The 25,731-nt window shown below is 62.4% G+C and carries 36 protein-coding genes; 29 read left to right on the forward strand and 7 right to left on the reverse strand.

Annotated elements, in window-relative coordinates; all coding sequences use genetic code 11:
- Window positions 1-7: 7 nt before the first annotated feature.
- The 16 genes from rpsL (at window position 8) to HV793_RS07865 (ending at window position 10,641) form a co-directional block, all read left to right on the forward strand.
- On the forward strand, window positions 8-385 hold the full coding sequence (gene rpsL / locus HV793_RS07790) for a 30S ribosomal protein S12 (RefSeq protein WP_005017264.1): 378 nt from the start codon (window positions 8-10) through the stop codon (window positions 383-385).
- A gap of 166 nt (window positions 386-551) precedes the next feature.
- Window positions 552-1,022 (forward strand): 30S ribosomal protein S7, encoded by a 471-nt coding sequence (gene rpsG, locus HV793_RS07795; RefSeq protein ID WP_006216561.1) that lies wholly within the window; start codon window positions 552-554, stop codon window positions 1,020-1,022.
- 18 nt (window positions 1,023-1,040) lie between these two features.
- Window positions 1,041-3,143: an elongation factor G gene (gene fusA / locus HV793_RS07800; RefSeq protein ID WP_054459383.1), complete on the forward strand. Its 2,103-nt coding sequence runs from the start codon at window positions 1,041-1,043 to the stop codon at window positions 3,141-3,143.
- 76 nt (window positions 3,144-3,219) lie between these two features.
- Window positions 3,220-4,410: an elongation factor Tu gene (tuf, locus tag HV793_RS07805; RefSeq protein WP_175205412.1), complete on the forward strand. Its 1,191-nt coding sequence runs from the start codon at window positions 3,220-3,222 to the stop codon at window positions 4,408-4,410.
- A 75-nt stretch (window positions 4,411-4,485) separates the two neighbouring features.
- Entirely contained in the window at window positions 4,486-4,797 is a 312-nt protein-coding gene (gene rpsJ, locus HV793_RS07810) for a 30S ribosomal protein S10 (protein ID WP_003806903.1), read from the forward strand.
- A gap of 447 nt (window positions 4,798-5,244) precedes the next feature.
- A complete protein-coding gene (gene rplC / locus HV793_RS07815) occupies window positions 5,245-5,934 on the forward strand; it encodes a 50S ribosomal protein L3 (RefSeq protein WP_008168945.1) in 690 nt (229 codons plus the stop codon).
- A 4-nt stretch (window positions 5,935-5,938) separates the two neighbouring features.
- The gene (gene rplD / locus HV793_RS07820; protein ID WP_013397019.1) at window positions 5,939-6,559 is read left to right on the forward strand and encodes a 50S ribosomal protein L4; all 621 of its coding nucleotides are present in this window, start codon (window positions 5,939-5,941) and stop codon (window positions 6,557-6,559) included.
- Window positions 6,556-6,852, forward strand: a complete 297-nt coding sequence (rplW, locus tag HV793_RS07825) for a 50S ribosomal protein L23 (RefSeq protein WP_006216557.1) — start codon at window positions 6,556-6,558, stop codon at window positions 6,850-6,852. Before rplD ends, rplW begins: the two co-directional genes overlap by 4 nt.
- Entirely contained in the window at window positions 6,853-7,680 is an 828-nt protein-coding gene (gene rplB / locus HV793_RS07830; protein ID WP_054457285.1) for a 50S ribosomal protein L2, read from the forward strand.
- A 12-nt stretch (window positions 7,681-7,692) separates the two neighbouring features.
- On the forward strand, window positions 7,693-7,968 hold the full coding sequence (gene rpsS / locus HV793_RS07835) for a 30S ribosomal protein S19 (RefSeq protein WP_006216555.1): 276 nt from the start codon (window positions 7,693-7,695) through the stop codon (window positions 7,966-7,968).
- Between the two features lie 3 nt (window positions 7,969-7,971).
- Window positions 7,972-8,301 carry a 50S ribosomal protein L22 gene (gene rplV, locus HV793_RS07840; RefSeq protein ID WP_043541551.1) on the forward strand — a complete coding sequence of 110 codons (330 nt, stop codon included), beginning with the start codon at window positions 7,972-7,974 and terminating at the stop codon, window positions 8,299-8,301.
- A 9-nt stretch (window positions 8,302-8,310) separates the two neighbouring features.
- The gene (gene rpsC / locus HV793_RS07845) at window positions 8,311-9,105 is read left to right on the forward strand and encodes a 30S ribosomal protein S3 (protein WP_042795906.1); all 795 of its coding nucleotides are present in this window, start codon (window positions 8,311-8,313) and stop codon (window positions 9,103-9,105) included.
- A 2-nt stretch (window positions 9,106-9,107) separates the two neighbouring features.
- Window positions 9,108-9,524: a 50S ribosomal protein L16 gene (rplP, locus tag HV793_RS07850; RefSeq protein WP_006389610.1), complete on the forward strand. Its 417-nt coding sequence runs from the start codon at window positions 9,108-9,110 to the stop codon at window positions 9,522-9,524.
- An 11-nt stretch (window positions 9,525-9,535) separates the two neighbouring features.
- Window positions 9,536-9,727, forward strand: a complete 192-nt coding sequence (rpmC, locus tag HV793_RS07855; RefSeq protein WP_003806912.1) for a 50S ribosomal protein L29 — start codon at window positions 9,536-9,538, stop codon at window positions 9,725-9,727.
- 2 nt (window positions 9,728-9,729) lie between these two features.
- The gene (gene rpsQ, locus HV793_RS07860; protein WP_006216549.1) at window positions 9,730-10,011 is read left to right on the forward strand and encodes a 30S ribosomal protein S17; all 282 of its coding nucleotides are present in this window, start codon (window positions 9,730-9,732) and stop codon (window positions 10,009-10,011) included.
- 114 nt (window positions 10,012-10,125) lie between these two features.
- Window positions 10,126-10,641, forward strand: coding sequence for a hypothetical protein (locus HV793_RS07865; protein WP_175160065.1), 516 nt, complete (start codon window positions 10,126-10,128; stop codon window positions 10,639-10,641).
- Window positions 10,642-10,653: 12 nt separating this feature from the next.
- Here the strand turns inward: HV793_RS07865 and HV793_RS07870 are convergent, their stop codons facing one another.
- Genes HV793_RS07870 through HV793_RS07895 form a run of 6 tightly spaced genes read right to left on the reverse strand, consistent with a single transcriptional unit; the run spans window position 10,654 to window position 16,353 of the window.
- A complete protein-coding gene (locus HV793_RS07870; RefSeq protein WP_054457281.1) occupies window positions 10,654-11,721 on the reverse strand; it encodes a branched-chain amino acid ABC transporter permease in 1,068 nt (355 codons plus the stop codon).
- A gap of 11 nt (window positions 11,722-11,732) precedes the next feature.
- A complete protein-coding gene (locus HV793_RS07875) occupies window positions 11,733-12,743 on the reverse strand; it encodes a branched-chain amino acid ABC transporter permease (RefSeq protein WP_175212955.1) in 1,011 nt (336 codons plus the stop codon).
- Window positions 12,740-13,489 carry an ABC transporter ATP-binding protein gene (locus HV793_RS07880; protein WP_119449748.1) on the reverse strand — a complete coding sequence of 250 codons (750 nt, stop codon included), beginning with the start codon at window positions 13,487-13,489 and terminating at the stop codon, window positions 12,740-12,742. Before HV793_RS07880 ends, HV793_RS07875 begins: the two co-directional genes overlap by 4 nt.
- A complete protein-coding gene (locus HV793_RS07885) occupies window positions 13,486-14,256 on the reverse strand; it encodes an ABC transporter ATP-binding protein (protein ID WP_054457275.1) in 771 nt (256 codons plus the stop codon). The genes HV793_RS07880 and HV793_RS07885 overlap by 4 nt, the downstream gene beginning before the upstream one ends.
- Window positions 14,257-14,271: 15 nt before the next feature.
- A complete protein-coding gene (locus HV793_RS07890; protein ID WP_119449747.1) occupies window positions 14,272-15,444 on the reverse strand; it encodes a substrate-binding domain-containing protein in 1,173 nt (390 codons plus the stop codon).
- Window positions 15,445-15,456: 12 nt separating this feature from the next.
- On the reverse strand, window positions 15,457-16,353 hold the full coding sequence (locus tag HV793_RS07895; protein WP_054457271.1) for an alpha/beta fold hydrolase: 897 nt from the start codon (window positions 16,351-16,353) through the stop codon (window positions 15,457-15,459).
- A gap of 168 nt (window positions 16,354-16,521) precedes the next feature.
- Here HV793_RS07895 and HV793_RS07900 point away from each other — a divergent pair, with 168 nt between their 5' ends.
- Complete coding sequence (locus tag HV793_RS07900) at window positions 16,522-17,481, forward strand: AraC-like ligand-binding domain-containing protein (protein ID WP_054457269.1); 960 nt, start codon at window positions 16,522-16,524, stop codon at window positions 17,479-17,481.
- Window positions 17,482-17,578: 97 nt separating this feature from the next.
- On the opposite strand, the gene HV793_RS07905 is transcribed toward HV793_RS07900, so the two are convergent.
- Complete coding sequence (locus HV793_RS07905) at window positions 17,579-19,006, reverse strand: NAD-dependent succinate-semialdehyde dehydrogenase (RefSeq protein ID WP_175212956.1); 1,428 nt, start codon at window positions 19,004-19,006, stop codon at window positions 17,579-17,581.
- A 192-nt stretch (window positions 19,007-19,198) separates the two neighbouring features.
- On the opposite strand from HV793_RS07905, the gene HV793_RS07910 reads away from it, so the two are divergent.
- The 12 genes from HV793_RS07910 (at window position 19,199) to secY (ending at window position 25,730) form a co-directional block, all read left to right on the forward strand.
- Complete coding sequence (locus HV793_RS07910; protein WP_244958599.1) at window positions 19,199-19,951, forward strand: aspartyl/asparaginyl beta-hydroxylase domain-containing protein; 753 nt, start codon at window positions 19,199-19,201, stop codon at window positions 19,949-19,951.
- A 353-nt stretch (window positions 19,952-20,304) separates the two neighbouring features.
- The gene (gene rplN, locus HV793_RS07915; protein ID WP_006216531.1) at window positions 20,305-20,673 is read left to right on the forward strand and encodes a 50S ribosomal protein L14; all 369 of its coding nucleotides are present in this window, start codon (window positions 20,305-20,307) and stop codon (window positions 20,671-20,673) included.
- 11 nt (window positions 20,674-20,684) lie between these two features.
- Window positions 20,685-21,005, forward strand: a complete 321-nt coding sequence (gene rplX / locus HV793_RS07920) for a 50S ribosomal protein L24 (RefSeq protein ID WP_006389623.1) — start codon at window positions 20,685-20,687, stop codon at window positions 21,003-21,005.
- A gap of 12 nt (window positions 21,006-21,017) precedes the next feature.
- Window positions 21,018-21,557 (forward strand): 50S ribosomal protein L5, encoded by a 540-nt coding sequence (rplE, locus tag HV793_RS07925; protein WP_054457265.1) that lies wholly within the window; start codon window positions 21,018-21,020, stop codon window positions 21,555-21,557.
- Between the two features lie 12 nt (window positions 21,558-21,569).
- Window positions 21,570-21,875: a 30S ribosomal protein S14 gene (gene rpsN / locus HV793_RS07930; protein WP_006216527.1), complete on the forward strand. Its 306-nt coding sequence runs from the start codon at window positions 21,570-21,572 to the stop codon at window positions 21,873-21,875.
- A 10-nt stretch (window positions 21,876-21,885) separates the two neighbouring features.
- Window positions 21,886-22,281 (forward strand): 30S ribosomal protein S8, encoded by a 396-nt coding sequence (rpsH, locus tag HV793_RS07935; protein WP_006216525.1) that lies wholly within the window; start codon window positions 21,886-21,888, stop codon window positions 22,279-22,281.
- A 12-nt stretch (window positions 22,282-22,293) separates the two neighbouring features.
- The gene (rplF, locus tag HV793_RS07940; protein WP_054457262.1) at window positions 22,294-22,827 is read left to right on the forward strand and encodes a 50S ribosomal protein L6; all 534 of its coding nucleotides are present in this window, start codon (window positions 22,294-22,296) and stop codon (window positions 22,825-22,827) included.
- Window positions 22,828-22,848: 21 nt separating this feature from the next.
- Window positions 22,849-23,214, forward strand: a complete 366-nt coding sequence (gene rplR / locus HV793_RS07945; RefSeq protein ID WP_054457260.1) for a 50S ribosomal protein L18 — start codon at window positions 22,849-22,851, stop codon at window positions 23,212-23,214.
- Between the two features lie 15 nt (window positions 23,215-23,229).
- Complete coding sequence (gene rpsE, locus HV793_RS07950) at window positions 23,230-23,751, forward strand: 30S ribosomal protein S5 (RefSeq protein ID WP_013397003.1); 522 nt, start codon at window positions 23,230-23,232, stop codon at window positions 23,749-23,751.
- 3 nt (window positions 23,752-23,754) lie between these two features.
- Window positions 23,755-23,940 (forward strand): 50S ribosomal protein L30, encoded by a 186-nt coding sequence (rpmD, locus tag HV793_RS07955; RefSeq protein ID WP_006216520.1) that lies wholly within the window; start codon window positions 23,755-23,757, stop codon window positions 23,938-23,940.
- A 9-nt stretch (window positions 23,941-23,949) separates the two neighbouring features.
- Window positions 23,950-24,390: a 50S ribosomal protein L15 gene (gene rplO, locus HV793_RS07960; protein WP_059379401.1), complete on the forward strand. Its 441-nt coding sequence runs from the start codon at window positions 23,950-23,952 to the stop codon at window positions 24,388-24,390.
- 14 nt (window positions 24,391-24,404) lie between these two features.
- Entirely contained in the window at window positions 24,405-25,730 is a 1,326-nt protein-coding gene (gene secY / locus HV793_RS07965; protein ID WP_013397001.1) for a preprotein translocase subunit SecY, read from the forward strand.
- The last annotated feature ends 1 nt before the right edge of the window (window position 25,731 follow it).

A 25,731-nucleotide genomic window follows, 5' to 3' on the forward strand; every position in this document is an offset into this window, starting at 1 on the left:
AAAGGTCATGCCTACCATTAGCCAACTCGTGCGCAAGCCGCGCGAAGTCAGCATCATCAAAAGCAAGAGCCCCGCGCTCGAAAACTGCCCGCAACGCCGCGGCGTGTGCACTCGCGTGTACACCACCACCCCCAAGAAGCCGAACTCTGCTCTGCGTAAGGTTGCCAAAGTGCGTCTGACCAACGGTTACGAAGTCATTTCGTACATCGGCGGTGAAGGCCACAACCTGCAAGAGCACTCGGTGGTTCTGGTGCGTGGCGGTCGTGTGAAGGACTTGCCCGGTGTGCGTTATCACATCGTGCGCGGTTCCCTCGACCTGCAAGGCGTCAAGGATCGTAAGCAAGCCCGCTCGAAGTACGGCGCCAAGCGCCCGAAGAAGGCTTAATAACGAGTCAGCAGTACCCCCGCGTGGCGGAAGTCCGTCACTAGGGAAGTGCGACCGCGCCATCCAGATGATGGGAATGTGCGCGGCACGTAAGGGGTCGTCTCCATGGACGGCCATGGCCGTGTAATGAAACACGGTTCAACTGAACAGACACAAGGAAGCAACAATGCCCCGTCGTCGCGAAGTACCCAAGCGCGAGATTCTGCCCGATCCCAAGTTCGGCAGCGTCGAACTCGCCAAGTTCATGAACGTCGTCATGCTGGACGGCAAGAAGGCCGTCGCCGAGCGCATCGTTTACGGCGCCCTCGAGCAAGTGCAAACCAAGACCGGCAAGGAGCCGATCGAAGTTTTCAGCCTGGCGATCAACAACATCAAGCCGATCGTCGAAGTGAAGAGCCGCCGCGTTGGCGGTGCCAACTACCAAGTGCCGGTTGAAGTGCGCCCCGTGCGCCGCCTGGCCCTGGCTATGCGTTGGCTCCGTGAAGCCGCCAAGAAGCGTGGCGAGAAGTCGATGGATCTGCGTCTTGCTGGCGAACTGATCGACGCCTCCGAAGGTCGTGGCGCCGCGATGAAGAAGCGCGAAGACACGCACAAGATGGCAGAGGCCAACAAGGCCTTCAGCCATTTCCGCTGGTAATTTAAGGACTAACCCACCATGGCCCGCAAAACCCCGATCGAGCGCTATCGCAACATTGGTATCTCTGCGCACATCGATGCAGGGAAAACCACCACGACCGAACGTATCCTGTTCTACACCGGCGTCAATCACAAGATTGGCGAAGTGCATGATGGCGCAGCCACCATGGACTGGATGGAACAAGAGCAAGAGCGTGGCATCACCATTACGTCGGCTGCTACGACGGCGTTTTGGCGTGGCATGGCCAAGAACTATCCCGAACACCGCATCAACATCATCGACACCCCGGGACACGTGGACTTCACCATTGAGGTGGAACGTTCCATGCGCGTCCTGGACGGTGCTTGCATGGTCTACTGCGCGGTGGGCGGTGTTCAGCCCCAGTCCGAAACCGTGTGGCGCCAAGCCAACAAGTACGGCGTGCCGCGTCTGGCCTTCGTCAACAAGATGGACCGCACCGGCGCCAACTTCTTCAAGGTCTATGACCAGCTGAAGAACCGCCTGCGCGCGAACCCCGTCCCCGTCGTGATCCCCATCGGCGCCGAAGACACGTTCAAGGGCGTGATCGACCTGGTCAAGATGAAGGCGATCATCTGGGACGAAGCCAGCCAAGGCATCAAGTTCGACTACGAAGACATTCCGGCCGAACTGCAAGGCGCGGCTGAAGAATGGCGCGAAAAGCTGGTCGAAGCTGCCGCCGAGTCGTCCGAGGAACTGATGAACAAGTACCTCGAGACCGGCTCGCTGGAAGAAGCCGAGATCAACCTGGCCATCCGTCAGCGCACCATCGCCGGCGAAATCCAGCCGATGCTGTGCGGCACCGCCTTCAAGAACAAGGGCGTGCAGCGCATGCTCGACGCCGTCATCGACTACCTGCCGTCGCCCGTGGATATTCCGCCGGTCGAAGGCACCGATGACAACGGCAACGAAGTCCTGCGTCAAGCTGACGACGGCGAGAAGTTCTCGTCGCTGGCGTTCAAGCTGATGACCGACCCGTTCGTCGGCCAATTGACCTTTGTCCGCGTGTACTCGGGCGTCCTGAAGTCGGGCGACACCGTGTTCAACCCGATCAAGGGCAAGAAGGAGCGTATCGGCCGCATTCTGCAGATGCACGCGAACAACCGCGAGGAAATCAAGGAAGTTCTGGCTGGCGACATCGCCGCCGTCGTGGGCCTGAAGGACGTGACCACCGGCGAAACGCTGTGCGATGTCGATTCGCACGTGACGCTGGAGCGCATGGAGTTCCCCGAGCCCGTGATTTCGCAGGCCGTGGAACCCAAGTCCAAGGCTGACCAGGAAAAGATGGGCCTGGCGCTGTCGCGCCTGGCGCAGGAAGATCCGTCGTTCCGCGTGCGCAGCGACGAAGAATCCGGCCAGACCATCATTTCCGGCATGGGCGAACTGCACCTGGAAATTCTGGTTGACCGCATGAAGCGCGAATTCGGCGTGGAAGCGAACGTCGGCAAGCCGCAGGTGGCTTACCGCGAAACCATCCGCAAGACCTGCGACGAAGTTGAAGGCAAGTTCGTCAAGCAGTCGGGCGGTCGCGGTCAGTACGGTCACGTGGTTCTGAAGGTCGAGCCGTTGGCTCCTGGCGGTGGCTACGAATTCGTGGACGCCATCAAGGGCGGTGTGGTTCCTCGCGAATACATCCCCGCGGTGGACAAGGGCATCCAGGAAACGCTGCCTTCGGGCGTGTTGGCTGGCTACCCGATCGTCGACGTCAAGGTCACGCTGTTCTTCGGTTCGTACCACGACGTGGACTCGAACGAAAACGCGTTCAAGATGGCCGGCTCCATGGCATTCAAGGAAGGTCTGCGCAAGGCCAGCCCCGTGCTGCTGGAACCGATGATGGCCGTTGAAGTCGAAACGCCTGAAGACTACGCTGGCACCGTGATGGGCGATCTGTCCTCGCGTCGCGGCATGGTTCAGGGCATGGACGACATGGTTGGCGGCGGCAAGACCATCAAGGCCGAAGTTCCGCTGGCCGAGATGTTCGGTTACGCCACGAACCTGCGTTCGCTGACGCAAGGTCGTGCCACGTACACGATGGAATTCAAGCATTACTCCGAGGCTCCCAAGAACGTCGCTGACGAAGTCATCGCCGCTCGGGCCAAGTAAATAACCCTCGCCGCGTCCGCCCAAAAGGCGGCGCGGCAAATATCGAAATTTCCTTGAAAGTCAAAGGATAGAGATCATGGCAAAAGGCAAGTTTGAACGCACCAAGCCGCACGTGAACGTCGGCACCATCGGCCACGTTGACCACGGCAAGACCACCCTGACGGCGGCCATCACGACCGTTCTGTCGAACAAGTTCGGCGGCGAAGCCAAGGGCTACGACCAGATCGACGCGACTCCTGAAGAAAAGGCTCGCGGCATCACGATCAACACGGCTCACGTCGAGTACGAAACGGAAGCGCGTCACTACGCGCACGTTGACTGCCCGGGCCACGCTGACTATGTGAAGAACATGATCACGGGCGCCGCGCAAATGGACGGCGCGATCCTGGTCGTGTCGGCCGCTGACGGCCCGATGCCGCAAACCCGCGAACACATCCTGCTGTCGCGCCAGGTTGGCGTGCCGTACATCATCGTCTTCCTGAACAAGGCTGACATGGTTGACGATGCCGAGCTGCTCGAGCTGGTGGAAATGGAAGTCCGCGAACTGCTGTCGAAGTACGACTTCCCGGGCGACGACACCCCGATCGTGAAGGGTTCGGCCAAGCTGGCACTGGAAGGCGACAAGGGCGAACTGGGCGAACAGGCCATCATGGCTCTGGCCGCTGCGCTGGATTCGTACATCCCGACGCCCGAGCGCGCCGTGGACGGCACGTTCCTGATGCCGGTTGAAGACGTGTTCTCGATCTCGGGTCGCGGCACCGTGGTGACCGGCCGTATCGAACGCGGCGTGATCAAGGTCGGCGAAGAAATCGAAATCGTCGGTATCGTTCCGACGGTCAAGACGACCTGCACGGGCGTGGAAATGTTCCGCAAGCTGCTGGACCAAGGTCAAGCGGGCGACAACGTGGGCATCCTGCTGCGCGGCACCAAGCGTGAAGACGTCCAGCGCGGCCAAGTTCTGGCCAAGCCGGGCTCGATCACCCCGCACACCGACTTCACCTCCGAGGTGTACATCCTGTCCAAGGAAGAAGGCGGCCGTCACACCCCGTTCTTCCAAGGCTATCGTCCCCAGTTCTACTTCCGCACGACGGACGTGACGGGCACGATCGAACTGCCGGCCGACAAGGAAATGGTTCTGCCGGGCGACAACGTGGCCATGACGGTCAAGCTGCTGGCCCCCATCGCCATGGAAGAAGGCCTGCGTTTCGCCATCCGTGAAGGCGGTCGTACCGTCGGCGCCGGCGTCGTCGCCAAGATCCTGAAGTAATTCGGATCACTTAAGCAGCACACAACCAGCGAGGGCGGCCTCGTCGCCTTCGCCTCTCGTTCTTTAGGAAACGCCATGAAAAACCAAAAGATCCGTATCCGCTTGAAAGCCTTCGATTACAAGCTGATCGATCAATCGGCCGCTGAAATCGTCGATACCGCCAAGCGTACCGGCGCAGTTGTCCGCGGTCCGGTGCCGCTGCCCACGCGTATCCGTCGCTACGACGTCCTGCGCTCGCCGCACGTCAACAAGACGTCGCGCGACCAGTTCGAAATCCGTACGCACCAGCGCCTGATGGACATCGTTGATCCCACCGACAAGACCGTTGACGCTCTGATGCGTCTGGACCTGCCGGCCGGCGTCGACGTCGAAATCGCGCTGCAGTAATAAAGCGCTTCGGGCCTGCTACCTTCGCCGGCAGGCACGAAATAAAAATGGCCGCATCCCTCGGGAGTGCGGCCATTTTGTTTTGGAACCGCTGAGCGCGACGCCCGGTTCCGGGCGGGCAGGGCGCCCAAACGTTTCCTTCCGGATTTTGTTAGCAGGCGCTCACTACCGGATTCAGCCCCAGCCAACGCCGCCAAGGCGGTCTGCTTATGCTGGCTGTGGTGAATTTGCCCTTTGCAGTGGCGCCGAAGCGCGCTAAGTGCTTGTGTCCACTGGAAAAAACGTGCTAATATGCGAAGCTTGCCATTTTGTGGCAAGAGCAACTATGGGAAAAAGAAAGGCGGCCCCCGCCGGAATTCGTACCAGGTTGAACATAGTCGTAGGGCAAAGGCCGTTACCTTTTGCCTGATTAGCCCCGACCAATCGCAGTCGGGAATGGAGAAAACGATGTCGAATTCGACACCCACGCCCGCCGCTCACCGGCTGGGGCTGGTGGGTCGCAAGGTCGGCATGACCCGCATTTTTACCGAGGAAGGTGAATCCATCCCGGTGACCGTGCTGGACGTGTCGAACAACCGCGTGACCCAAGTTAAGTCGCTGGAAACCGACGGCTACGCCGCGATCCAAGTGGCTTATGGCACTCGTCGTGCCTCGCGTGTGGCTCAGCCGCAAACGGGCCACTACGCCAAAGCCGGCGCTGAAGCCGGTAGCATCCTCAAAGAATTCCGCCTTGATCCCGCTCGCGCCGCTGAATTTGCGGCCGGTTCCGTGATCGCCGTGGAATCGGTGTTCGAAGCCGGCCAACAGGTCGACGTCACGGGCACCACCATTGGTAAAGGCTTCGCCGGTACCATCAAGCGTCACAACTTCGGTTCGCAGCGCGCGTCGCACGGTAACTCCCGTTCGCACCGCGTCCCGGGCTCGATTGGTCAAGCTCAAGATCCGGGCCGTATTTTCCCGGGTAAGCGCATGGCCGGTCACCTGGGTGATGTCACCCGCACCGTTCAAAACCTCGACGTCGTTCGCGTTGACGTTGAGCGCGGCCTGCTGCTGGTCAAGGGCGCTGTCCCCGGCCACGCTGGCGCCGACATCGTCGTGCGCCCGGCCATCAAGGCCCCGGCCAAGAAGGGAGCGTAAGTAAATGGATCTCAAGCTCCTGAACGACCAAGGTCAGGCCGCTGCTACGTTCAGCGCACCGGACACCATCTTCGGCCGTGACTTCAACGAAGCGCTGATTCATCAGATCGTGGTGGCTTTCCAAGCCAACGCCCGTTCGGGTAACCGCGCTCAGAAGGATCGCACTGAAGTCAAGCACTCGACCAAGAAGCCCTGGCGCCAGAAGGGTACCGGCCGCGCTCGCGCCGGTATGACTTCGTCGCCGCTGTGGCGTGGCGGTGGTCGGATTTTCCCGAACTCGCCCGAAGAGAACTTCAGCCAGAAGGTCAACAAGAAGATGTACCGCGCCGGGATCCGTTCGATCCTGTCGCAGCTCGCTCGCGAAGACCGCATCGCCGTCGTCGAATCGTTTGATCTGGCATCGCCCAAGACCAAGGACGCAGCTGCCAAGCTGAAGAGCCTGGGCCTGGACTCGGTCCTGATCATCACCGACAGCGTTGATGAAAATGTTTACCTCGCCACCCGCAACCTGCCGCACGTTGCTGTTGTCGAGCCCCGTTATGCCGATCCGTTGTCGCTGGTCCACTACAAGAAAGTGCTGATCACCAAGCCGGCCATCGCTCAACTCGAGGAGATGCTGGGATGAACGCTGAACGCTTGATGCAAGTCATTCTGGCCCCGATCGTGACCGAAAAGGCCACCTTCGTTGCCGAGAAGAATCAGCAAGTCGCTTTCCGTGTCGTGGCTGACGCTACCAAGCCGGAAATCAAGGCTGCCGTCGAACTGCTCTTCAAGGTGCAGGTCGAGTCCGTGCAGGTCCTCAACCGTAAGGGCAAAGTCAAGCGCTTTGGCCGATTCGTTGGCCGTCGTCGCAATGAGCGCAAGGCTTACGTGTCGCTCAAGGACGGCCAGGAAATCGACTTTGCGGAGGTGAAGTAAATGGCCCTCGTAAAAGTTAAGCCGACTTCGGCTGGCCGCCGTGGCATGGTGAAGGTTGTCAGCCCGAACCTGCACAAGGGTGAGCCCTACGCGCCGCTGCTGGAAAAGAAGACCCGTGGTTCTGGCCGTAACAACAACGGTCACATCACGATCCGTCATCGTGGCGGTGGCCACAAGCAGCACTACCGCGTCGTCGACTTCCGTCGCGACAAGGATGGCATCCCGGCAAAGGTCGAGCGTCTGGAATATGACCCCAACCGTACGGCGCACATCGCTCTGCTGTGCTACGCCGACGGCGAACGTCGCTACATCATCGCTCCGCGCGGTCTGGAAGTTGGCGCCACGCTGCTGTCGGGCGTCGAAGCCCCGATCCGCGCTGGCAACACGCTGCCGATCCGCAACATCCCGGTGGGTACGACGATTCACTGCGTCGAAATGCTGCCTGGCAAGGGTGCCCAGATGGTCCGTTCGGCCGGCGCTTCCGCCGTCCTGCTGGCTCGCGAAGGCATCTACGCTCAAGTGCGTCTGCGCTCGGGTGAAGTCCGCCGTGTGCACATCGAATGCCGCGCCACCATCGGTGAAGTCGGTAACGAAGAACACAGCCTGCGCCAAATCGGCAAGGCCGGTGCAATGCGTTGGCGCGGTGTCCGCCCGACGGTTCGTGGCGTTGCCATGAACCCGGTGGATCACCCGCACGGTGGCGGCGAAGGCCGTACCGGCGAAGCACGCGAACCGGTCAGCCCGTGGGGCACTCCGGCGAAGGGTTACAAGACCCGTCGCAACAAGCGGACGAACAATATGATCGTCCAACGGCGCAAGCGCAAGTAAGAGGCGAACACTATGTCACGTTCGATCAAGAAAGGCCCGTTTGTCGATGCTCACCTGATCAAAAAGGTGGACACGGCCGTCGCGGGCAAAGACAAGAAGCCGATCAAGACCTGGTCGCGTCGCTCCACGATCCTGCCCGAGTTCATCGGTCTGACGATCGCTGTGCACAACGGCAAGCAGCACGTTCCCGTTTACATCAACGAGAACATGGTCGGTCACAAGCTGGGCGAGTTCGCGCTGACCCGTACGTTCAAGGGTCACGCCGCGGACAAGAAGGCGAAGAGGTAAGCGATGGAAACTACTGCCATTATCCGTGGGGTTCACATCTCCGCTCAAAAGACCCGACTGGTTGCGGACCTGATCCGCGGCAAGTCCGTCTCGCAAGCGCTGAACATCCTCACCTTCTCGCCGAAGAAGGCGGCCGCCATCCTGAAGAAGGCTGTCGAATCCGCCATCGCCAACGCCGAGCACAATGACGGCGCCGACATCGACGAACTGAAAGTCACCACGATCTTCGTGGACAAGGCTCAGTCGATGAAGCGCTTCTCCGCTCGCGCCAAGGGCCGCGGCAACCGTATCGAGAAGCAGACCTGCCACATCACGGTCAAGGTCGGAGCTTAAGGAGTCACGATGGGTCAGAAAATTCACCCCACTGGGTTCCGTCTCGCGGTCACCCGTAATTGGTCCTCGCGTTGGTTCGCCGACGACAAGGCCTTCGGCTCGATGCTGGCCGAAGACATTCGCGTTCGCGAGTACCTGAAGAAGAAGCTCAAGAGCGCCTCCGTCGGTCGCGTGATCATCGAGCGTCCCGCCAAGAATGCCCGCATCACCGTCTACTCGGCTCGTCCGGGCGTGGTGATCGGCAAGCGCGGCGAAGACATCGAAAGCCTGAAGGCTGATCTGCAGCGTCTGATGGGCGTGCCTGTGCACGTCAACATCGAAGAAATCCGCAAGCCGGAAACCGATGCTCAACTGATCGCCGACTCGATCTCGCAACAGCTCGAGAAGCGCATCATGTTCCGTCGCGCGATGAAGCGCGCGATGCAGAACGCCATGCGTCTGGGTGCCCAAGGCATCAAGATCATGAGCTCGGGCCGTCTGAACGGTATCGAAATTGCTCGCACCGAGTGGTATCGCGAAGGCCGTGTGCCGCTGCACACCCTGAAGGCCAACATCGACTACGGCACCTCCGAAGCCCACACGACCTATGGCGTGATCGGCATCAAGGTCTGGGTCTACAAGGGCGACATGCTGGCCAACGGCGAATTGCCGCCGGAAACCGCTGCCCCGCGCGAAGAAGAACGTCGTCCGCGCCGCGCTCCGCGTGGTGATCGTCCGGACGGTGCTCGCACCGGTCGTCCGGGTGGTCGTGGTCGTGGTGGTCCCCGCAAGGCGGACGCTGCTCCGGCGCCTGAAGGAGAATAACCATGCTGCAACCCTCTCGCAGAAAGTATCGCAAAGAGCAGAAGGGCCGCAACACCGGTCTGGCGACCCGTGGTACCCACGTGTCGTTCGGCGAATTCGGTCTGAAGGCCACCGGCCGTGGCCGTCTGACCGCTCGCCAGATCGAAGCTGCTCGTCGTGCCATCAATCGTCACATCAAGCGTGGCGGCCGTATCTGGATTCGCATTTTCCCGGATAAGCCCATCTCGCAGAAGCCTGCCGAAGTCCGTATGGGTAACGGTAAGGGCAACCCGGAGTACTGGGTTGCTGAAATTCAGCCCGGCAAGGTGCTCTACGAAATGGAAGGGGTTAGCGAAGAGCTCGCGCGTGAAGCTTTCCGCCTGGCCGCTGCCAAGCTGCCGATTTCGACCACGTTCGTCGCGCGTCATATCGGTGCTTAAGGAGTACTAACATGAAAGCTAGCGAACTCCGTTCGAAAGATGCCGCCGAGCTCGGCAAAGAGCTCGAAAGCCTGCTGAAGGCACAATTCGGTCTGCGCATGCAGAAGGCCACGCAGCAACTGGCCAACACCAGCCAGCTGCGCAACGTGCGTCGCGACATCGCGCGCGTTCGTACCTTGCTGACCGAGAAGGCAGGGAAATAAAGATGAGCGAAACTCAAAACACCCAAGTGGCCAAGCGCCAGCGCACGCTGGTTGGCAAGGTCGTCAGCAACAAGATGGACAAGACTGTCGTCGTGCTCGTTGAGCGCCGCGTCAAGCACCCCATCTTCGGCAAGATCATCATGCGTTCCGCGAAGTACAAGGCGCACGATGAATCGAACCAGTACAACGAAGGCGATACGGTTGAAATCGCTGAAGGCCGTCCCATCTCGCGCTCGAAGTCGTGGCGCGTGGTGCGTCTGGTTGAAGCCGCACGTATCATCTAAGTAAAGCAGTACATCGGAACGGCGCGCCGTTCTGATATAAGACGGCAAGGGATCAAACCCTTGCCGTTTTTTTTCGCCCGGATCTTTTGCTTCGAACTCAGGAATCAGGACATCATGCGCGGTTTCATGAATGCGGCGCGGTTTGGCTTGTTGATGGCTTGCGCATGGATGGCGGCGCTGCCGGCCGCCGCTCAGACTGCCGCGCCGTCGGGACAGCAGCCATCGCCGGCGCAGGATCCTGCAGCCCTGGGCCGCGCCTTGCTCGACGCCGGTCCCGATGCCAGGGTACGCATGGACGGCCTGTCGCGCGATCACGCGGCGATCTTCGGCACTGAAGACGCGAATGAGCAGGCCTTGATGGACCAGGATCGGGCCATCGGGGAACGCAGGGAACAGATGCGGATGCTGGAGAAGCTCTTCAGCGAGAAGCCTGCGGCCGGATCGCATCCGCCGACGATGATTCCATTGAAGCCGGGCGGGGACATGACCATGCCGGCTCTGACGCCGACCCCGTCCGGTTCGCAGCTGGACCGCGGCGCCCAGGACACGCGCCGCAGCCTGGATGACATGCAGCGGCGCGTCGACGGATTGCGGCGCGAGGCCGATGCGTTGGGGCAGCGTGGCCGCTGAGGGCCGGCCCCGTCAAGGGCGCCGCGCCAGTTCCCGCAACCGCCCCGCGATTCCCGTCGGGAAGTAATAGACCGACACCACGAACAGGATTCCCAGCCACAACAGCCACCGGTCTGGCTCGAACAGCAGAGCCAACGGCGCCACGCCCGACACCGCGTCGTGGATCACGTGGAGCCCATCTTGCAGATAGCTCTGCGCGAACACGAACAGGCTTGCGCCCACCACGGCGCCGTACATGGTGCCCATCCCGCCGATCACCAGCATCAGCAGAATGTTGAGCATGATCTCGAACGACAGCGAGGTATCCGGGCCGTTGTAGCGCAGCCAGAGCGCGTACATGGCGCCCGCAAGCGTGGCGAAGGCGGCCGCCAGCAGATTGGACAGGCTGCGGTAAAGCACCGTGCGGTAGCCGATGGCTTCGGCGCGGAACGGGTTCTCGCGTATGGCTTGCAACACCCGGCCGAAGGGCGAATTCACGATGCGCAGCAACAGCAGGAACAGCACCACGCAGACCGCCGCGATCAGGTAGTAGGTGATGACGCGGCCGTCCACCGTCACGCCGAAGATCTGCTCCGAGAAAGGCCGGAAGGCCGGCCGCAGCATCTGCGGCACCTTGAAGTTCAGCCCATCCTCGCCACCCGTCAGATCGGACAATTGCGACACCAGCGTCTGGAACGCCGCAGCGACGGCCAGGGTGATCATGGCGTAGAAGATCGCGCGCACGCGCAGGCTGGCCAGGCCGATCAGCAAGGCGAACGCAAGCGATACCACCAGGCCGCCGCCCAGGCCTGCGAACACCGCGGTCCAGCCCGGTTCCATGCGGATGCTGGCGATCGCCACGCCATACGCGCCGATGCCGAAGAACATGGTGTGCGCAAAGCTGACGATGCCGGTGTAGCCCAGCAGCAAGTCATAGCTCGCGACCAGGATCACGAACACCAGGATCTTCGCGGCCACCGCCAGCGACTTGGGACCGGGAAAGAGGAAGGGTGCGGCGGCAAGCAGGGCCACGATGGCGATAAGCGCCAGGGCCAGCAGCGTGCTGCGCGGAGGATCGCCGGAAAGCAGGCGTACGGACATGTCGGCGGTTCCTAGCGATTCGTGACCGGGTACACGCCTTGGGGACGCCACAGCAAGATGGCGACCATCAGCGCGATGTTCGAGAACAGGGCGGCCTTGGGCAGCAGGAAGCCGGTGTAGTTGGCCATCAGCCCCACCAGCAGCGCGCCGATCAGGCAGCCCACAGTGGAGCCCAGGCCGCCGATCATGATGACGATGAAGATCAGCACGTTGACCTGCGCGCCCAGCTGCGGCACGACCGATTGCTGGTACATGCCCCATAGCACGCCGCCCAGTCCCGCCAGCATCGAGCCGGCCACGAACACGCCGACGAACAGATGACGGATGCGGTAGCCCAGGCTTTCCACCATCTCGCGGTCCTCGACGCCAGCGCGGATCAGAAGGCCCAGCTTGGTTCGGTTGAGCAGCCACAGCATGCCGGCCAGCACCAGCAGCCCCGTCAGCAGGGCGACAATGCGGAGCTTCTCGATGGCGGCATCGCCCAGCAGGAATGCGCCGCGCAGCGCCTCGGGCAGCGGTAGGGAAATCGTCTGCGGACCCCACAGCATCTTGATGATCTCCTCGCCGATGATCATGCCGCCCATGGTGATGAGGATCTGCTTCAGATGCTGGCCGTAGACAGGCCGCACGATGACGCGTTCGAACGCCAGGCCCACTGCGCCCGCGACCAGCATGCCGACGATCATGGCGGGCAGCACCGCGCCCAGGTTGATCCACAAGCTGCCCGACTGGGTCCAGTCGGCCATGGAGCCCAGCACGGTTGCGGCTATGTACGCGCCGATTGCGATGAACAGGCCGTGGCCGAAGTTCAACACGTCCATCAGGCCGAAGACCAGCGTCATGCCCGAGGCCACGATGAAGATGATCATGCCCATGGCCAGCCCCGCCAGGGTCAGGGTGACCCAGGTGGAGAAGGAACCCACCAGGGGCAGGGCAAGTGCGGCCAGCGCGACCACCAGCAGCACGGGGCGCAGGTCCGCGCGCACGCGCGGCAGCGGGGTATCGAGTTCGAGCGTGCTCATTGATGGCTTCCCAGCGACAGGCCCAAGAGGCGCGTCTGTAGTTCATCGTCCGCGGCCAGTTCGGCCATGCCGCCTGCATGGACGACGCGGCCGTTGTCCATCACGGCGACGTGATCGCCGACCAGGCGCGCGAAGTTGAAGTTCTGCTCGACCAGCAGGATGGTGGTGGACGCCTGCTTCAGTTCAATGAAGGCGTCGATCATGTTCTGGATGATGGCGGGCGCCAGGCCTTTGCTGGGCTCATCCACCAGCAGCAGCCGGCGCGGCTCGATGATGGCGCGCGCCACAGCCAGCATCTGCTTTTGACCGCCCGACAGCTTGCCGGCGGGATGTAGCCAGAACTTCTTCAATGCCGGAAAGAACCCGAAAATCCATTCCAGCCGCGCCGTATCCAGCTGGCTGGCGTTCCTGGCCTGGCGCGCCGCGAGCAGGATGTTCTCCTTCACGGACAGGTCGGCGAAGATGCCCATGCTTTCGGGCACGTAAGCCATGCCCATGCGTGCCATGTCGGGCGGCGAGGTGCGCGTGCCCGGGCCGCCGACGGGCGTGCCGTCAAAGCTCACCTGGCCTTGCGATGCGCGCCACAATCCCATGATGGTGCGCAGCGTGGTGGTCTTGCCGGCGCCGTTGCGGCCCAGCAGCATGGTCACGGCCGCCGGCGCGACCGCCAGGTCCACGCCGTGCAGGATGTGGTACGCGCCGATGTGGGTGTGCACGTTCTTCAATTCCAGCAACGCCTGCGTCATGCCGCCTTCTCCGCCGGGCTCACGCCCAGATAGGCCTGCTGCACGATGGGCGAGGCGATCACCGCCGCCGGGTCGCCGTCGGCCATCAGCTGGCCGTTGTGCAGCACCACGATGCGGTCCGCCAGTTCGCGCACCACGTCCATCTTGTGCTCCACGAGCAGAATCGTTTTCGTCGGATCGTTCTTGAGTTCGCGGATCAGGTCCAGCACGACGGGCACGTCGTCCACGCTCATGCCTGCCGTCGGTTCGTCGAACATGAAAACCTGCGGCTCCAGCGCGATCAGCATGGCGATCTCCAGCTTGCGCTGGTCGCCGTGCGGCAAGTCGGCGGCAGGCTGGTCACGGCGCGCGGACAGGCGGGTGCGTTCCAGCAGCGCGTCGGCGCGTTCGATCAGGCCCCGGTCGTCGCTCCAGGTGCGCCAGAACCGGATCTGGCGCCAGCTCATGCCTTGCTGGCGCGATTGCAGGGCCAGGCGCACGTTCTCATGCACGCTCAGGCGCGGGAACAGCTGGGTCAGCTGAAAGGCACGCCCCAGTCCCGCATGCATGCGCGCGGGGGCGGCCAGCGGGGTCAGGTCGCGCCCGTTCAGGCGCACCGTCCCGGCGCTGGCGCGCAGCTGCCCGGAAATAAGGTTGAAGTAGGTGGTCTTGCCCGCGCCGTTTGGGCCGACTATGGCGGTCAGGGTGCCAGGCGCAAAGCTGCAGCTGACTTCATTGACCGCCACGTGTCCGCCGAAACGGATCGTGAGCGATTGGGTTTCCAGCATGGATGGGCTACGCGCTCAGCGTTTGTTCTGGATTGGCACCGACATCTGGTCCGGCGTGATTTCCTTGACCAGATCCTGCACGGCCCACGGCACCGACGGATCGTTCTTGATGCGGAAGTGGTACATGGACTGCATGGCCTGGTGGTCCTCGGGGCGGAAGGTCATCTTGCCCTTGGGCGTCTCGAAGCTCATGCCTTCCATGGCCTTGATCAGCGTGTCGGTATCGGAGTCGCCTTTGGTCTTGGCCAGCGCGGTGGCGATGGCGATGCCCGAGGCCATGCCGCCTGCGGTGAAGAAGTCCGGCGGCTGGCCGTAGCGCTTCTGGTGTTCCGCCACCAGCCAGTCGTTGATCGGATTCTTGGGGATGCCGTAGTAGTAATAGGTGGCGCCTTCCATGCCCGCCAGCGACTTCAGCGGCGTCATCGCGGCCAGCGTGTTGCCGCCCGTGGCGATCTCGATGCCGAAGCGCTTGGGGTCCAGGTCGGCGATCTTGAACGGGTTGCCCGCGCCCGCCCACAGGATGAAGATGATCTTGCGGCCCGGCTTGTCCTTCAACGCATCGAACAGGCGCTGCGCGCCGGCGGTGAAGTCGGTGGCGTTGGCGGGCAGGTATTCCTCGTGCACGATCTTGGCGTTCTTCAAGGCGCCTTTGAACGCCTTCACGCCGTCGCGGCCGAAGGCGTAGTCCTGCGCCAGCATGGCGATCGAGGTGCCGGCCTGGTCGAAGGCGACCGCGTTGGCGATGGCGTCCTGCGACGAATTGCGGCCGGTGCGGAAGATGTACTTGTTCCACTTGTCGCCCGTGATCGAATCCGCCACCGCGGGTTCGACCAGCAGGATCTTTTCGTACTCCTCGGCGATGGGCAGCATCGCCAGCGCGACGCCGGAAGAGGTGGGGCCGACGGCGATGTCGGCGTTGTCGTCCGCGTAGGCCGAGGCCAACTGCGCGCGCGCCACGTCGGGCTTGCCCTGGTTGTCCTTTTCGATCACGCGGATCTTGCGCCCGGCGACCGTCATGGTGCCTTGCGTTGCATATTCCAGCCCCAGCATCAGGCCGTTCTGGGTTTGCTTGGCGTAGGCCTCCAGGGGGCCGGTTTTGTCGTAGACGTGGGCGACGACGAAGTCTTTCGCCGCGATGGCGGAATTCATGCAGAGGCCGGCGAGCGCGGCGAGCAGGACGCGTTTCATGGGTATCTCCTGTTATTGGGGGCGGTCAGCCGCCGTGTGGTCCGGCGTGGCAAGGAACTGGCGGATGGCGTCGATCTGCGCAGCGACATTGAGAGCAGGGGCGTGGCCGCAATCGGGGAAGTCGATGCGCTGCGCGCGCGGCCCGCGGCGGGTCATGGCGTCGGCGACTTCGGGCAGCAGCAGGTCCGAATCGGCGCCGCGCAGCAACAGCAGCGGCATGCGCAGCGAGTCGTAACCATTCCAGCGGTCGTAGTCCCGCGGGTGGTTGCTGAACTGGCCGACGATGGCCGGATCGTAGTGCAGGGTGATCCGGCCGTCCGGCAGCCGGCGCACGGATGTTTCTGCCATACGGCGCCATTGCTCGTCGCTCTGCCAGCCGTAGGGCTTATAGGCGACGCGCAGCCAGGCTTCGAGTTCGGTGACCGTATCGAAGGCCGGCGGCGCGCCGACATAGGCCACGATGCGGTCGATGGCGGCCTGCGGCAGTTCGGGCCCGATGTCATTGACGACCAGGTGCGAGATCCGGTCGCGCAGGGTCGTGGCGGCAGCGTGCATGCCGGTGGCGCCGCCCATGGACGTTCCCACCCAGCGCACGCGATCCAGCGACAGCCCGTCCGCCAGGGCGCGGGCCAGCGTTGCATAGAAGTCGAGCTGGTATTCGGCGACCGGGTCGGGGCTCCATTGCGACAGGCCGCGGCCGATCGCGTCCGGGCAGATGATGCGGTAGTCGTCCGCCAGCGCCTGCGCCAGGTCGTCGAAGTCGCGGCCAGTGCGGGCCAGGCCATGCCACATGATGACGGGGGGCGCGTCCGCGGCGCCCCATTCGGTGTAATGCAGCTCGCGGCCTGCGCAGCGCAGATAGCGCGAAGCCGGCGCGTGGCGGCCGGCTGGTGCGGGCGCTGGTGCCATGAGTCTCCTCCCGGGTTGTCCAGGTTGTGTGCTTATCGGGCTGAATATAGACTTGCGCCAAGCGCGCCTTCAAGGCGCCGGACACCCCGCAGCAGGGTGAGTCAAGAATATGTAGACGCAGGATCACGAGCGCCCGGCCGCGGCGCAGGCGTCCAAGGAGACCGAACCATGTCCGATACGGAATTCGCCATTTCGGCCAGCGCTGGCGCTGACCGGCGCGACGAATGGCGCGCGGCGTTGTCGCACGCGTTCGGTCCCTTCGAGGTGCATGGCGGCCGGCCCGACAATTTCGCCGGACATGTGCGCTACGCGCGGCGGGGCAGCCTGCAGTTCAACGACCTCCATTACCAGGGACAGAAGCTGGAGCGCACCGCCGGCAACGTGTCGCGCCTGGATCAGGAGTTCTATACCTTCGGCCTGCCGCTGGCGGGACCTCTGGTTGTGCAGCAGCAGGGGCGGGAGTTCCAGGTCGAACCCGGCTGCGTCTATCTGATGAACCAGAGCCTGCCCTACCAGGCCACGGCACAGGGCGCTGCGGGGTACCGCAGCCTGAGCGTGTCTTTTCCGCGCAGCGCGCTATTGCAGCGCGATTCCCGCGTCGGCGCCTTCTACAAGCTGCGCGTCGACGACGGTTCGCCGCGCGGCGCTTTGCTGGCCAGCTACATGGACCACTTGTTCAAAGGCGTGGACGGCTGGTCGGATGTCGAGGCGGCGGAACTGGGCGAGCGCCTGATCGACCTGATCGTGCTGTTTCTGGTGCAATCAGGGCAGGGGCATGCATCGGAGTCGGACAGCAGCGTCACGCTGGCGCATCGGCAGCGCGTGCTGGCCTACATCCGCCAGCATCTGGCGGATCCCGCGTTGTCGCCGCAGCAGGTGGCTCAGGGCTGCGGCTTGTCGGTGGCCTATCTGCATCGCATCCTGCGCGCGGGCGGCCTGTCGGTGGAATCCTTCATCTTCGACCAGCGGCTCGACAAGTGCCGCGAGCTTTTGTTGAGTCCGCAGCACAGCCACCGCAGTATTGCCGAACTGGCCTATCAAGTGGGCTTCTCGCATCCCTCGCATTTCAGCCGACTGTTCAAGCGCCGCTTTGGCATGACGCCGCGCGATTTGCGGGCAAGTTCCTGAGCGGCCTTCTGCCGCGGACATCCCGGCCCGGTTCTCCAGGCATGAGGCAAAAAAAAGCCCCGCAGAAATCCTGCGGGGCTTTGTTGTCACTGCCAGGTCAGATGTGCGTGATGAACTTCGTGACCAGGTAGCCGTCGAACGTTTCCAGACCGCCTTCGCTGCCGATGCCGCTGTCCTTGATGCCGCCGAAGGGCGTCTCGGCCAGGGCGCTGCCGAAGTGGTTGATGTTGACCATGCCGGCTTCAAGGCCGTTGGAGACCTTGGTGGCCGTCTGCAGCGAGTTCGTGAACACGTAGGACGACAGGCCGAAGGGCAGGCTGTTCGCGCGGCGCAGCACTTCATCGGTATCCGTGAAACGGACCACCGGCGCGACCGGGCCGAAGGGCTCCTCGGTCATCAGCATGGAGTTGTCGGGCACTTCGGTCACGACCGTGGGGGCGAAGAAGAAGCCCTTGCGGTCCAGCGGGCCGCCGCCGACCACCACCTTGCCGCCGTGCTTCTTGGCGTCGTCGATGAAGGCGCTCATGGCGGGGACGCGGCGCTCGTGCGCCAGCGGGCCCATGTCGGTGCCGGCTTCCAGGCCGTCGCCGACCTTGATGTTCTTCAGCACGTCGGAGAAGCGCGCGAGGAACTGCTCGTAGGCGCCGTTCTGGACATAGAAGCGGGTCGGCGACACGCACACCTGGCCGGCGTTGCGGACCTTGAACTTGGCCAGCATGGTGGCGGCGCGGTCGATGTCGGCGTCGTCGAACACCAGCACGGGCGAGTGGCCGCCCAGTTCCATGGTGACGCGCTTCATGTGGGCGCCGGCCAGCGCGGCCAGCTGCTTGCCCACCGGCACGGAGCCGGTGAACGACACCTTGCGCACGATGGGCGAGCGGATCAGGTAGTCGGAGATCTTGGCGGGTTCGCCCCAGACGATGTTCAGGCAGCCCTTGGGCAGGCCGGCGTCGTGGAACATGCGCGCAATGGCCATGACGGCGCTGGGCGAGTCCTCGGGACCCTTCAGCACTACCGTGCAGCCGGCGCCGATGGCGGCGGCGATCTTGCGGATGGCCTGGTTGTACGGGAAGTTCCAGGGCGTGAACGCGGCGCAGACGCCGATGGGTTCGCGCACCACGATCTGGCGCACGTCAGGATTGCGCGGCGGGACCACGCGGCCGTAGATGCGGCGGCATTCCTCGGCGTGCCAGTCGGCGTGTTCGGCGCAGGAGGTGACTTCGCCCACGGCTTCGGCCAGCGGCTTGCCCTGGTCCAGCGTCATGTTGCGGCCGATTTCCTGGGCGCGTTCGCGCGACAGCGTCGCAACCTTGCGCAGGATGGCCGAGCGGTCCATGGGAGAGGATTTCTTCCACGACTCGAACGCGCGCTGGGCGGCGGCTAGCGCGCGATCCAGATCCGCTTCGGTGGCGTGGGGCAACTGGCCGAGAACTTCCAGCGTGGCCGGGTTGATGACGTCCTGGGTGCGCCTGCCCTCTCCGGCGACGAATTCGCCGTCGATATACAGCGCCAACTGTTCATACATGCCTGTCTTCCCTTGCGAAATAGGAGTGGATAGCGATCACTGTCGCCCACGCCAGTCTAAACCAGCTTGTCCGCGGCGGGGAGGGCCAATGCCCGGCGGCGCCTTGGAGCCAATCTGCTGGCGCAAGTCTTGCGTGCCCGCGCCGGCATGGACAAAATGGTGCATCTTTGGCTGTCTATCCGGCTACCTATTGTGCAACCCCTCGATGCGCGTCCGCCCAGCAAGCCCAGTTTCTACTCGCGCACCTTTTTCCGTTTCATAGACTGGTTGCGCAACCGGATCGCCCAGGCCTCGCTGGTCGGCGACCGTCCCATTTTCGACAATGGCCAGTTTCCCTGGGTCGCCGCGCTCGAGGCCCAGGCGCCCGCCATCCGCGCCGAGTTGGCCGGCCTGCTCTCCGAACGCCAGCACCTGCCCGCCTTCCATGAAATCTCTCCGGACGTGGGCCAGATCACCTCGGACGACCAATGGAAGACTTTCGTCTTCATGGGCTACGGCCTGCGCTCCGAGCGCAATCTGGCGCGCTGTCCGGCGACCGCCCGGGCGCTGCAGGGAATTCCGGGCATCCGCACGGCGTTCTTCTCCATCCTGGAGGCCGGCAAGCGCATCCCGCTGCACACGGGCCCGTACAACGGCGTCCTGCGCCTGCACCTGGGACTGGTGGTACCGGAACCGGCCGAGCAATGCTGGATCGAGGTCGGGGGCGAGCGTTACAGTTGGCGCGAAGGGCGGGCGGTGGTGTTCGACGACCTGTACCCGCACCAGGTCCACAACGACACCGCCGGACTGCGCGCCGTGCTCTTCGTGGACTTCGAGCGTCCCTGCCGCGCTCCGGTAAAATGGCTCAACCGCCTGGTGCTCATGGCTGCCCCCTTCACGGACGAAATCCGTCGCGGCAAGGCCAACCACGATGCCTGGGAGAAGGGCTACTACCGCCAGAAATAGGGGGCGGATAGCCTCGGTTCACCCCGGTCAAGGGGAAAGCGTGGCTTTTGTGGGTTATCCACACAAAGTGCTTGCGCTCAAAAATTAACCACGTTAGAATTATCAGCTTTCCCAGATTGTCGATCGAGTTGGCCCGCGCCTATGCAGGTTAGCCCGACGTGTTGGGGGAATACCCGCAGGATTTCAACCCAGGGTCGTTGCGTTGCCAACCAGTTGCGTGAGTAGGGCGAAAGCTCCAGACATGCCAACACAAAAGCAGGGCGGCAGACCTGACGGGACCAAAACTGGCAGGAATTGCAGTGTTCCCTTGTTGGGAAAACCGTATTTCCAGTTAAGTTGGAACAGGAAAAATCATGATCCAAATGCAGACCACGCTGGATGTGGCCGATAACACTGGTGCGCGTCATGTCATGTGCATTAAGGTGCTCGGTGGCTCCAAGCGCCGTTATGCCGGTATCGGCGACATCATCAAGGTGAGCGTCAAAGATGCGGCTCCGCGCGGACGCGTCAAGAAAGGCGAAATTTACAATGCCGTGGTGGTTCGTACCGCCAAGGGCGTGCGCCGTAAAGACGGTTCGCTGATTCGTTTCGGTGGCAATGCCGCCGTGTTGCTCAACGCCAAGCTGGAGCCCATCGGCACCCGCATCTTCGGACCCGTTACGCGTGAACTGCGTACCGAGAAGTTCATGAAGATCGTGTCGTTGGCCCCGGAAGTGCTGTAAGGAGCCCTACGATGAACAACATTCGTAAAGGCGACGAAGTCATCGTCCTGACCGGCCGCGACAAGAAGCGTCGCGGTACCGTGCTGGCGCGCGTCGATGCCGACCACGTTCTGGTCGAAGGCGTCAACGTCGTCAAGAAGCACGTGAAAGCCAACCCGATGGCTAACAACCCGGGCGGGATTGTCGAAAAGACCATGCCGATTCACATCTCGAACGTCGCGCTGTTCAACCCGGCCACCGGCCGTGGCGATCGCGTCGGCGTGCAAGAAGTCGAAGGCCGCAAGGTTCGCGTGTTCCGTTCCAATGGTGCCGTTGTCGGCGCCAAGGCGTAAGGGGCGATAGACATGTCTCGTTTGCAAGATCTCTACAAGAGCAAGGTCGCTGCCGACCTGCAAGCCAAGTTTGGCTACAAGAGCACGATGGAAGTGCCGCGCATCACCAAGATCACCCTGAACATGGGTGTGTCGGAAGCGGTGTCGGACAAGAAAGTCATCGAGCACGCTGTTGGCGACCTGACCAAGATCGCCGGCCAGAAGCCCGTCGTGACGAAGACCAAGAAGGCTATCGCCGGGTTCAAGATCCGCGAAAACTACCCGATCGGTTGCATGGTCACGCTGCGCGGTCAACGCATGTACGAATTCCTGGATCGCCTGGTGGCGGTTGCGCTGCCTCGCGTGCGCGACTTCCGCGGCATCTCGGGTCGTGCGTTCGACGGCCGTGGCAACTACAACATCGGGGTGAAAGAGCAGATCATTTTCCCCGAAATCGAGTACGACAAGATCGACGCGCTGCGTGGGCTGAACATCAGCATCACCACCACCGCGAAGACCGACGAAGAAGCCAAGGCGCTGTTGACGGCCTTCAGCTTCCCGTTCCGTAACTAAGGGGCTGATGACGTGGCTAAACTTTCCCTCATCAATCGCGACATCAAGCGCGCCAAGCTGGCTGACAAGTTCGCCGCCAAGCGCGCTGAGTTGAAGGCGATCATCGACGACCAGTCGAAGACCGACGAAGAACGTTACCAAGCTCGGCTCAAGCTGCAACAGCTGCCGCGCAATGCCAACCCGACGCGTCAACGTAACCGTTGCGTGGTCACCGGTCGTCCGCGCGGCGTGTTCCGCAAGTTCGGCCTGACGCGCCACAAACTGCGTGAAATGGCGATGAAGGGTGAAATCCCCGGCATCACCAAGGCCAGCTGGTAGGAGAAACAATATGAGCATGAGCGATCCCATCGCCGATATGCTGACCCGCATTCGCAATGCGCAGCAAGTGGACAAAGTTACGGTGAGCATGCCCTCCTCGAAGCTGAAGGCGGCCATTGCCGCTGTGCTGAAGGACGAAGGCTACATCGACAGCTTTGAAATCAAGGGCACCCAGGCCAAGCCTGAGCTCGAGATCACCCTGAAGTACTACGCTGGCCGTCCGGTCATCGAGCGCATCGAACGCGTTTCGCGCCCCGGTCTGCGTATCTACAAGGGCCGTACCAGCATTCCTCAGGTCATGAACGGCCTGGGCGTGGCTATCGTTTCGACCTCGCGCGGCGTCATGACCGACCGTAAGGCTCGCGCCAACGGCGTCGGCGGCGAAGTGCTGTGCTACGTGGCCTAAGGAGAAATTCGAATGTCACGTATCGCTAAGTATCCGGTCGAACTGCCCAAGGGTGTTGAAGCCAACATCCAGCAGGATCAGATCACCGTCAAGGGCCCGCTGGGCTCCCTGACCCAAGCCCTGACCGGCGACGTCACGATTGCGTTGGACAACGGCAAGCTCACGTTTGCCGCCGCCAACGACAGCCGTCACGCCAACGCCATGTCGGGTACCGTGCGCGCTCTGGTGGCCAACATGGTCACGGGCGTGAGCAAGGGCTTCGAGCGCAAGCTGACCCTGGTCGGCGTGGGTTACCGCGCATCGATCCAAGGCGACGCCGTTAAGCTGCAGCTCGGTTTCTCGCACGACGTTTTGCACCAGTTGCCGGCCGGCATCAAGGCCGAGTGCCCGACCCAGACGGAAATCGTCATCAAGGGCGCCAACAAGCAAGTCGTCGGTCAGATGGCCGCTGAAATCCGCGCGTACCGCGAACCCGAACCCTACAAGGGCAAGGGCGTGCGTTACTCGGACGAACGCGTCGTCATCAAAGAAACCAAGAAGAAATAACGGCGCACGCAAGGACGAATCATGGACAAAAAAGTTTCCCGTTTGCGTCGTGCGGTTCCGACCCGCCGGAAGATCAACGAGCTGCGCGTTCATCGCCTCTCGATTTTCCGCTCGAACCAGCACATCTACGCCAACATCATTTCGCCGGAAGGCGATCGCGTTTTGGTCAGCGCCTCGACGGTCGAAGCCGAAGTGCGCGCGCAACTGTCCGGCCAGTCCGGTCAGGGCGGCAACAAAGCCGCTGCGTCGCTGGTCGGCAAGCGCGTGGCCGAAAAGGCCAAGGCTGCCGGTATTGAACTGGTCGCTTTCGATCGCTCGGGCTTTCGTTACCATGGCCGCGTGAAAGCGCTGGCCGATGCCGCGCGTGAAGCCGGCCTGAAGTTCTAAGCGAGGATCTGTCAAATGGCTAAAGTACAAGGCAAGAACGCCGCGGAAAAAGAGAACGATGACGGCCTCCGCGAAAAGATGATCGCGGTCAACCGCGTGAGCAAAGTGGTCAAGGGTGGTCGCACCATGAGCTTTGCCGCGCTGACCGTGGTTGGCGATGGCGATGGCCGCATCGGCATGGGTAAGGGCAAGGCGCGTGAAGTGCCGGTGTCCGTTCAGAAGGCTATGGAACAGGCCCGTCGCGGCATGTTCAAGGTCGCTCTGAAGAACGGCACGCTGCACCACACCGTGGTTGGCAAGCATGGCGCCGCTACCGTGCTGATCTCGCCCGCTGCTGAAGGTACCGGCGTTATCGCCGGCGGCCCGATGCGCGCTATTTTTGATGTGATGGGTGTGCGTAACGTGGTTGCCAAGAGCCTGGGCTCGAGCAACCCCTACAACATGGTTCGCGCCACGTTGAACGGCCTGCGCGCCTCCATGACCCCGGCTGATGTTGCTGCCAAGCGCGGCAAGTCGGTCGAAGAAATCCTGGGGTAAATCATGGCTCAGAAGCAGATCAAAGTGACCCTCGTGCGCTCGGTGATCGGTACCAAGCAATCGCACCGTGACACGGTTCGCGGTTTGGGCTTGGGCCGTATCAACAGCAGCCGCGTGCTGGTCGATACGCCCGAGGTGCGTGGGATGATCCGTAAGGTGGATTATCTCGTTTCCGTCTCGGAAGCCTAAGGAATCACCATGTCGGATATGCAACTTAATTCGCTGAAGCCCGCTGAGGGCAGCAAGCACGCCAAGCGCCGCGTCGGCCGTGGCATCGGTTCGGGTCTGGGTAAGACCGCCGGCCGTGGTCACAAGGGTCAGAAGTCGCGTTCGGGCGGTTTCCATAAGGTTGGCTTCGAAGGCGGTCAAATGCCGCTGCAGCGTCGCCTGCCCAAGCGTGGTTTCACCCCGCTCGGTCAGCACCTGTACGCCGAAGTCCGTCTGTCGGACCTGCAAGCCCTGCCCATCGACGAAGTCGACGTGCAAGTGCTGAAGGCCGCTGGCGTGATTGGCCAGGCGGTTCGTTTCGCCAAGGTCATCAAGTCGGGTGAACTCTCGCGCAAGGTCGTGCTCAAGGGCATTACCGCGACGGCCGGCGCTCGCGCCGCCATCGAAGCCGCGGGCGGCTCGCTTGCTTGATCACGAGGTGACGAGTGGCTAACGCGCAGGCATTGGGCAAAACCGGAGCACGGTACGGCGATCTGAAGCGCCGCCTCGTGTTCCTGGTGCTCGCCCTGGTGGTTTACCGTTTGGGTACACACATCCCCGTGCCGGGCATCAACCCGGATGCGCTGGCGGACTTGTTCCGTCAGAACCAGGGCGGGATCCTGGGCCTGTTCAACATGTTCTCGGGCGGGGCGCTCTCGCGCTTCTCGATTTTTGCCCTGGGGATCATGCCGTACATTTCGGCATCCATCATCATGCAGCTTATGTCTGTGGTGGTGCCGTCGCTGGAATCGCTCAAGAAAGAGGGCGAAGCCGGCCGTCGGAAGATCACCCAATACACCCGCTACGGCACGGTTGTGCTGGCGCTGGTGCAGGCTGTGGGCATTTCGGTAGCGTTGGAGTCCCAGCAGGGACTGGTGATCGATCCGGGCATGCTGTTCCGCTTTACGACCGTCGTGACCTTGGTCACCGGCACCATGTTCGTCATGTGGCTGGGTGAGCAAATCACGGAACGTGGTCTGGGCAACGGGATTTCCATCCTGATCTTCGCAGGTATCGTTGCGGGTCTGCCCGCGGCGCTGGCTGCACTGTTGGACCTGGTCCGCACCAACTCGATGTCCGTGCTTTCGGCACTGTTCATCGTGGCTCTGGTGGTGCTGGTTACCGCTTTTGTGGTGTTCGTGGAACGCGGACAGCGCAAGATCACGGTGAACTACGCCAAGCGTCAGGTCGGCAACAAGGTCTACGGTGGTCAAAGCTCGCATTTGCCGCTGAAGCTGAACATGGCAGGGGTGATTCCGCCGATCTTCGCATCGTCGATCATTCTGTTCCCGGCCACGATCACGAGCTGGTTCTCCAGCAGTGAGAACATGCGCTGGCTTAGCGACCTGGCTGCGGCCCTGTCGCCTCGTCAACCGCTCTACATCACGCTGTACTCGGTCGCGATTATTTTCTTCTGCTTTTTCTACACGGCTCTGGTGTTCAACAGCCGCGAAACGGCGGACAACCTGAAGAAGAGTGGTGCGTTTGTTCCGGGCATCCGTCCGGGCGAACAAACAGCGCGCTACATCGACAAGATCCTGATGCGTCTGACGCTCGCAGGTGCCATCTACATCACGTTGGTGTGCCTGTTGCCGGAATTCTTGGTGATGCGCTGGAACGTTCCTTTCTACTTCGGTGGTACGTCCCTGTTGATTATTGTGGTGGTGACGATGGATTTCATGGCGCAGGTTCAGGCCTACATGATGTCTCACCAGTACGACTCGTTGCTCAAGAAGGCTAACTTCAAGGGCGCGGGTTTGCCGATGCGGTAAG

Origin of the sequence: Achromobacter aegrifaciens, assembly GCF_902859965.1 — a bacterium.
In the GTDB taxonomy this organism is placed as follows: Bacteria; Pseudomonadota; Gammaproteobacteria; order Burkholderiales; family Burkholderiaceae_B; genus Achromobacter; species Achromobacter aegrifaciens.

Excerpts from the sequence above, each read along its gene's own strand:
- rpsL (WP_005017264.1), top strand. The coding sequence starts at position 8 with ATGCCTACCATTAGCCAACTCGTGCGCAAGCCGCGCGAAGTCAGCATC.
- rpsG (WP_006216561.1), top strand. The coding sequence starts at position 552 with ATGCCCCGTCGTCGCGAAGTACCCAAGCGCGAGATTCTGCCCGATCCC.
- fusA (WP_054459383.1), top strand. The coding sequence starts at position 1,041 with ATGGCCCGCAAAACCCCGATCGAGCGCTATCGCAACATTGGTATCTCT.
- tuf (WP_175205412.1), top strand. The coding sequence starts at position 3,220 with ATGGCAAAAGGCAAGTTTGAACGCACCAAGCCGCACGTGAACGTCGGC.
- rpsJ (WP_003806903.1), top strand. The coding sequence starts at position 4,486 with ATGAAAAACCAAAAGATCCGTATCCGCTTGAAAGCCTTCGATTACAAG.
- rplC (WP_008168945.1), top strand. The coding sequence starts at position 5,245 with ATGTCGAATTCGACACCCACGCCCGCCGCTCACCGGCTGGGGCTGGTG.
- rplD (WP_013397019.1), top strand. The coding sequence starts at position 5,939 with ATGGATCTCAAGCTCCTGAACGACCAAGGTCAGGCCGCTGCTACGTTC.
- rplW (WP_006216557.1), top strand. The coding sequence starts at position 6,556 with ATGAACGCTGAACGCTTGATGCAAGTCATTCTGGCCCCGATCGTGACC.
- rplB (WP_054457285.1), top strand. The coding sequence starts at position 6,853 with ATGGCCCTCGTAAAAGTTAAGCCGACTTCGGCTGGCCGCCGTGGCATG.
- rpsS (WP_006216555.1), top strand. The coding sequence starts at position 7,693 with ATGTCACGTTCGATCAAGAAAGGCCCGTTTGTCGATGCTCACCTGATC.
- rplV (WP_043541551.1), top strand. The coding sequence starts at position 7,972 with ATGGAAACTACTGCCATTATCCGTGGGGTTCACATCTCCGCTCAAAAG.
- rpsC (WP_042795906.1), top strand. The coding sequence starts at position 8,311 with ATGGGTCAGAAAATTCACCCCACTGGGTTCCGTCTCGCGGTCACCCGT.
- rplP (WP_006389610.1), top strand. The coding sequence starts at position 9,108 with ATGCTGCAACCCTCTCGCAGAAAGTATCGCAAAGAGCAGAAGGGCCGC.
- rpmC (WP_003806912.1), top strand. The coding sequence starts at position 9,536 with ATGAAAGCTAGCGAACTCCGTTCGAAAGATGCCGCCGAGCTCGGCAAA.
- rpsQ (WP_006216549.1), top strand. The coding sequence starts at position 9,730 with ATGAGCGAAACTCAAAACACCCAAGTGGCCAAGCGCCAGCGCACGCTG.
- HV793_RS07865 (WP_175160065.1), top strand. The coding sequence starts at position 10,126 with ATGCGCGGTTTCATGAATGCGGCGCGGTTTGGCTTGTTGATGGCTTGC.
- HV793_RS07870 (WP_054457281.1), bottom strand. The coding sequence starts at position 11,721 with ATGTCCGTACGCCTGCTTTCCGGCGATCCTCCGCGCAGCACGCTGCTG.
- HV793_RS07875 (WP_175212955.1), bottom strand. The coding sequence starts at position 12,743 with ATGAGCACGCTCGAACTCGATACCCCGCTGCCGCGCGTGCGCGCGGAC.
- HV793_RS07880 (WP_119449748.1), bottom strand. The coding sequence starts at position 13,489 with ATGACGCAGGCGTTGCTGGAATTGAAGAACGTGCACACCCACATCGGC.
- HV793_RS07885 (WP_054457275.1), bottom strand. The coding sequence starts at position 14,256 with ATGCTGGAAACCCAATCGCTCACGATCCGTTTCGGCGGACACGTGGCG.
- HV793_RS07890 (WP_119449747.1), bottom strand. The coding sequence starts at position 15,444 with ATGAAACGCGTCCTGCTCGCCGCGCTCGCCGGCCTCTGCATGAATTCC.
- HV793_RS07895 (WP_054457271.1), bottom strand. The coding sequence starts at position 16,353 with ATGGCACCAGCGCCCGCACCAGCCGGCCGCCACGCGCCGGCTTCGCGC.
- HV793_RS07900 (WP_054457269.1), top strand. The coding sequence starts at position 16,522 with ATGTCCGATACGGAATTCGCCATTTCGGCCAGCGCTGGCGCTGACCGG.
- HV793_RS07905 (WP_175212956.1), bottom strand. The coding sequence starts at position 19,006 with ATGTATGAACAGTTGGCGCTGTATATCGACGGCGAATTCGTCGCCGGA.
- rplN (WP_006216531.1), top strand. The coding sequence starts at position 20,305 with ATGATCCAAATGCAGACCACGCTGGATGTGGCCGATAACACTGGTGCG.
- rplX (WP_006389623.1), top strand. The coding sequence starts at position 20,685 with ATGAACAACATTCGTAAAGGCGACGAAGTCATCGTCCTGACCGGCCGC.
- rplE (WP_054457265.1), top strand. The coding sequence starts at position 21,018 with ATGTCTCGTTTGCAAGATCTCTACAAGAGCAAGGTCGCTGCCGACCTG.
- rpsH (WP_006216525.1), top strand. The coding sequence starts at position 21,886 with ATGAGCATGAGCGATCCCATCGCCGATATGCTGACCCGCATTCGCAAT.
- rplF (WP_054457262.1), top strand. The coding sequence starts at position 22,294 with ATGTCACGTATCGCTAAGTATCCGGTCGAACTGCCCAAGGGTGTTGAA.
- rplR (WP_054457260.1), top strand. The coding sequence starts at position 22,849 with ATGGACAAAAAAGTTTCCCGTTTGCGTCGTGCGGTTCCGACCCGCCGG.
- rpsE (WP_013397003.1), top strand. The coding sequence starts at position 23,230 with ATGGCTAAAGTACAAGGCAAGAACGCCGCGGAAAAAGAGAACGATGAC.
- rpmD (WP_006216520.1), top strand. The coding sequence starts at position 23,755 with ATGGCTCAGAAGCAGATCAAAGTGACCCTCGTGCGCTCGGTGATCGGT.
- rplO (WP_059379401.1), top strand. The coding sequence starts at position 23,950 with ATGTCGGATATGCAACTTAATTCGCTGAAGCCCGCTGAGGGCAGCAAG.